Origin of the sequence: Clostridium sp. SGI.024, from assembly GCF_050315195.1 — a bacterium.
Classification (GTDB): Bacteria; Bacillota; Clostridia; order Clostridiales; family Clostridiaceae; genus Clostridium.
Genome location: NZ_JBNPON010000111.1, coordinates 1 through 4,527, shown reverse-complemented (window position 1 = coordinate 4,527; position 4,527 = coordinate 1). Strand labels below are relative to the sequence as shown.

The following is a 4,527-nucleotide window of genomic DNA, read 5'->3' as shown; positions in this document are numbered from 1 at the left end:
TATTTTATGGCTCGATAGCTCAGTCGGTAGAGCAGAGGACTGAAAATCCTCGTGTCCCTGGTTCGATTCCTGGTCGAGCCACCAGATAAAAAAGCACTAACTAAGTTAGTGCTTTTTTATTTTAAAAATTACTTTATTGAAGACTATTTAAAACTTCTTCTATGTGACCTTTAACTTTAACTTTTCTGAATTCCTTTATAAGTTTACCATCTTCATCAATTATGAAGGTACTTCTCTCTATGCCAAGTACTTTCTTGCCATACATATTCTTTTCTTTAATTACATCATATAAATTACATATAACTTTATCTTCATCACTTAGTAGAACAAATGGTAAATTAAATTTTTGGATAAATTTATTATGTGAATTTAAGTTATCTTTGCTTATACCAAGAACAACTGCATTTAGATTAGTTATTTCATGTATATTATCTCTAAAATCACAAGCTTCAGTAGTACATCCAGGAGTATTATCCTTTGGATAGAAGTATAAAACTACTTTTTTTCCTTTATAATCACTTAATTTATGTTCTTTTCCATCAGATCCTACAAGAGTAAAATCAGGTGCTAAATTTCCTATTTCCATTTTAATACCTCCTTATAACAAATATATTATAATACTAATAATTATTATTATCAAGGAACTAGATTTAATTAGATTTATTTGTATTAATTAATAAAAATTATAATATTTATAGATAAACTCTGCTATAATTAAGAATGTTAATAAATTTAAAATAAAAGGAGATTATGTGATGGAAAATAAAGTTTTAGCAACTGTTGCTGGTAATGAAATTAAGGAATCAGATTTACAAAATATAATAGCAAGATATCCAGAAGATAAAAGAGCATATTTTAGTACTGATGAAGCAAAGAAACAATTATTAGAACAAATAGTTTCATTTGAGTTATTAAATATTTTAGGTAAAGAATTAAAATTAGATGAAACAGCAGAATATGAAGATAATGTTAAACAAGCTCAAAAGGATATTTTAACTCAATTAACTTTAAATAAGTTATTATTAGAAGTAACAGTTACAGATGAAGATGCTTTAAACTATTATAACAATAATAAAAATTTATTTGCTCAACCTGCTACAGTTACAGCTAAACATATTTTAGTTGATACTAAAGAGTTATGTGATCAAATAAAAAAAGAATTAGATGAAAATAAATTAACTTTTGAGGAAGCTGCTGCAAAGTACTCAACTTGTCCATCAAAAGAAGAAGGTGGTAATTTAGGTGCTTTTGGTAAAGGAATGATGGTTCCAGAGTTCGAAAAAGCTGCCTTTAATTTAGAGTTAAATATTGTAAGTGAACCAGTTCAAACTCAATTTGGATATCATTTAATAAAGGTTGAAGAAAAAAATGATGGAAAAGAAGTTGATTTTGAGGAAGTTAAGAATCAAATTGTAAATAAATTACTACAAGATGCTCAACAAAGAAAATATTTAGATGTTGTTAAAGAATTAGAAAATAAATATGGAGTAACTAGAGCGTAATATAAAAATAAGCTATGAAATAGAATTATTTCATAGCTTATTTTTATAAAAGCTCTTTATAATTACAAATATATCTATCGGCTAAAGTTATTAATTCATCTCTTTGATGAGCTGAACTTTTATCATGTATTGCATAAACCTTCATTCCGGCTAATTTAGCACCTTTTACGGCTTGTACTATGTCTTCAAAAACTAAGCATTCTTCAGGGGTAATATTAAGCTTTTTTGCTGATAATAAATATATATCAGGATTATCTTTTGATTTCTTTACTTCTTCAGTTGTACTAATAGCATCAAAATAATTATAAATACCATTATTTTTTAATGTTGCTTCAAGTAATTGAGTAGAATTACTTGTTGCTAATGCGATTTTTATTCCATTATTCTTTAATTTATTTAAAAATGGTATAACATTATCCTTTAATTTAATAGTAGTTGAATAATGATGTAAAGCCATTGAATGCCAAGTAGAAATTATATTTTCTAAAGTATCTTCTATATTAAATTTTTCTTTAAAATAATTAGCTGTTTCAGTAAGTGTAAGATGAGTAATTTCTTCTTGAAGATTTTCAGGGACTGCATGTCCAAATGAACCCAGGTACTCTTCATCAATTTGAGCCCATATTCCCATAGAATCTATTAGTGTCCCATCTAAATCAAATATTACTGCTTTAACGTTGTCCATGTATACTACCTCCAAATAAAAAAATATGAAAAATATAGCTATTATAAGAAACTTTTGAATATAATAATTTTAATAGAAATATTAAAGGGGATAAAGATTTATGTGGATATTAATATTGAGTATTTATATTTCTATAATTCCAATAGTGTTAATCTCTTGTAAATCTATCGGATTTGACGATAAATTTGAAGAATTTCATGATTATATAGATTGTAAATAATTGTGAAATAAATTCATTTTAAAATGATTTAATTTTTATTAAATTAAAAAATCCTCTCAAAATTGAGAGGATTTTTTATGGTCGGGGTGACAGGGATTGAACCTGCGACCTCATGGTCCCAAACCACGCGCGCTCCCATCTGCGCCACACCCCGAAGTACATTATAATTATAGTAACTATATATAATTGTGTCAACACTTTTTATATAGATAAATAAAAAAAATTTACACAGAGAAGCAAAATTGGTAAAATAATTTATACTTATGTTTAAAATTGTAAAAAGTAGGCAAATATTAAGATAGGAGGAAAGTAAATGAAAAGTACAACTTTAATAATGTTTTTAGGAAGTTTTGGCTTTTTAATAATTGGATTAATATCTTTACTAAGTAAGAGAATAAAAAAATACTTTAAGGAAAGTGGAGTATATAAGGATACAGATAAATTTATGTATTATAATGGAGTATTTAATTTATTTTTAGGGTTAGTAGGAATAGTTTTAGGAATATTAGATATGATCTTTACAGAAAAATCTAAGTACATAATAATAATTTATATAATATTTATATTTATTTTATCAACAATTCAAAATAAATTGCTTAAGAAATATAAAAATATATAGACTGATTTTAAGATATGTATAAATTTTTGATATAAAAATTCAAGTAAATAAATATACTTTAATGAGAGTATTGTATAAAAATATTAAAAAAATAATTTTAATAAATATGTATAGTATACATTTACATGCTCTATTTATAATAATTTTAAAAAATTACCATTGTCCAAGCTTACCATAAGTGTTATAATGGTTAAGTAACATATAGGGAGAGGGGGATGGTCATAAGAGACCAGCGAATATGAAAAAAAGGATTTTATCAATTGTTATAGCTGGAGCTTTAACAATTACCTCGGTAACGCCAGTTTTTGCTACTCCAAATGAGGAAGTAATACAAAGTCAACAAAAGTATGACGAAATAAATAAGAAGATAGAAGACATTCAAGGAAAAATATATAATTTGAACGAGCAAATAGCTCCATTAGCTGAAAAAGATGAGAACAACAGAAAACAAATAGAATCTATAAAAGAGGAAATAAACAATACTAACAAAGAAATCGATGCTTCAAAGGCTGAAATCGAAGCTAAAGAAGAAGTACTAGGAAAAAGATTAAGAGAGCTATATAAATCAGGAGGACAAGGAAGTTACTTGACTCTATTATTTAGTGCAGAAAGCTTTAGCGATCTTATTACAAAGATAGATTCTGCTAGCAGAATAGTTAATATCGATAAGAAGATAGTAAAAGATCTACTACAAAAGAAAGAAAAATTAGATGAAAAAGTTGCTTCATTAGAAGAAAAGTCTAATGAAATAGCTAAGATTAATGAAGAAAATAAGAAAATATTATCTGAACTTGAAGGTAAGAAAAAAGAGCAAGAAGTATTAATTGCTGCAGCACAAGCAGAGCAAGAAAAGTTTGATGCTGAATATCTATCAGTTGCAGAAAGAAGCTTAGTAGAATATCAAATTGGTATTTTAGGATCATCTAGTGAAATTTCAGAGTTACAAAGTGCAATAGCACAATTAGTAACTATTGCGGATAAGCAATTAAAGAGCCCTACAGTAGTTGAAGAAGTAAATAATGCAATAGAAAATGCAAAGGTTAAAATTGAAGATTTACAAGCACAGCAAGTAGCGGCTAGTATGCCAAATAGAGGTCAATCATCTGCTACAGGAAATGCTATTGTAGATTTTGCTTATGGATTCATAGGAACTCCATATGTATATGGAGCAACAGGACCAAATGCTTTTGACTGTTCAGGATTTACAAGCTATGTATTTAGGAATGCAGCTGGCATAGAAATAACTAGAACAACATACTCACAAATTAATGTTGGTACACCAGTTTCATATGGAGAATTACAACCAGGTGATTTAGTATTTACTTATGGGTTAGACCATGTTGGAATATATGTTGGAGGCGGTCAGTATATACATGCTCCGCAACCAGGTCAAAGTGTTAAAGTATCACCTGTAACATCATTCTATGCAGCTAGAAGAGTACTTTAATTAAGAAATTAATATTAACTAAATAAACTCCGTCCTTAGACGGAGTTTATTTTT

5 protein-coding genes and 2 tRNA genes are annotated in these 4,527 nt (G+C 27.3%); 4 read left to right on the top strand and 3 right to left on the bottom strand.

What is annotated here, in order from left to right; all coding sequences use genetic code 11:
* Positions 1 to 8: 8 nt before the first annotated feature.
* Positions 9 to 84, top strand: a tRNA-Phe gene (locus tag ACQRD5_RS16695).
* A 49-nt stretch (positions 85 to 133) separates the two neighbouring features.
* Here the strand turns inward: ACQRD5_RS16695 and bcp are convergent.
* On the bottom strand, positions 134 to 586 hold the full coding sequence (bcp, locus tag ACQRD5_RS16690) for a thioredoxin-dependent thiol peroxidase (protein ID WP_291629178.1): 453 nt from the start codon (positions 584 to 586) through the stop codon (positions 134 to 136).
* 169 nt (positions 587 to 755) lie between these two features.
* Here bcp and ACQRD5_RS16685 point away from each other — a divergent pair, with 169 nt between their 5' ends.
* Positions 756 to 1,502, top strand: coding sequence for a peptidylprolyl isomerase (locus tag ACQRD5_RS16685; protein ID WP_291629175.1), 747 nt, complete (start codon positions 756 to 758; stop codon positions 1,500 to 1,502).
* Between the two features lie 43 nt (positions 1,503 to 1,545).
* Here ACQRD5_RS16685 and ACQRD5_RS16680 read toward each other — a convergent pair whose 3' ends face one another.
* Entirely contained in the window at positions 1,546 to 2,187 is a 642-nt protein-coding gene (locus tag ACQRD5_RS16680; RefSeq protein WP_291629173.1) for an HAD family hydrolase, read from the bottom strand.
* 298 nt (positions 2,188 to 2,485) lie between these two features.
* A tRNA-Pro gene (locus ACQRD5_RS16675) sits at positions 2,486 to 2,561 on the bottom strand.
* A gap of 159 nt (positions 2,562 to 2,720) precedes the next feature.
* On the opposite strand from ACQRD5_RS16675, the gene ACQRD5_RS16670 reads away from it, so the two are divergent.
* Positions 2,721 to 3,026, top strand: a complete 306-nt coding sequence (locus ACQRD5_RS16670) for a hypothetical protein (protein WP_291629171.1) — start codon at positions 2,721 to 2,723, stop codon at positions 3,024 to 3,026.
* 238 nt (positions 3,027 to 3,264) lie between these two features.
* Complete coding sequence (locus ACQRD5_RS16665; protein ID WP_291629169.1) at positions 3,265 to 4,473, top strand: C40 family peptidase; 1,209 nt, start codon at positions 3,265 to 3,267, stop codon at positions 4,471 to 4,473.
* The last annotated feature ends 54 nt before the right edge of the window (positions 4,474 to 4,527 follow it).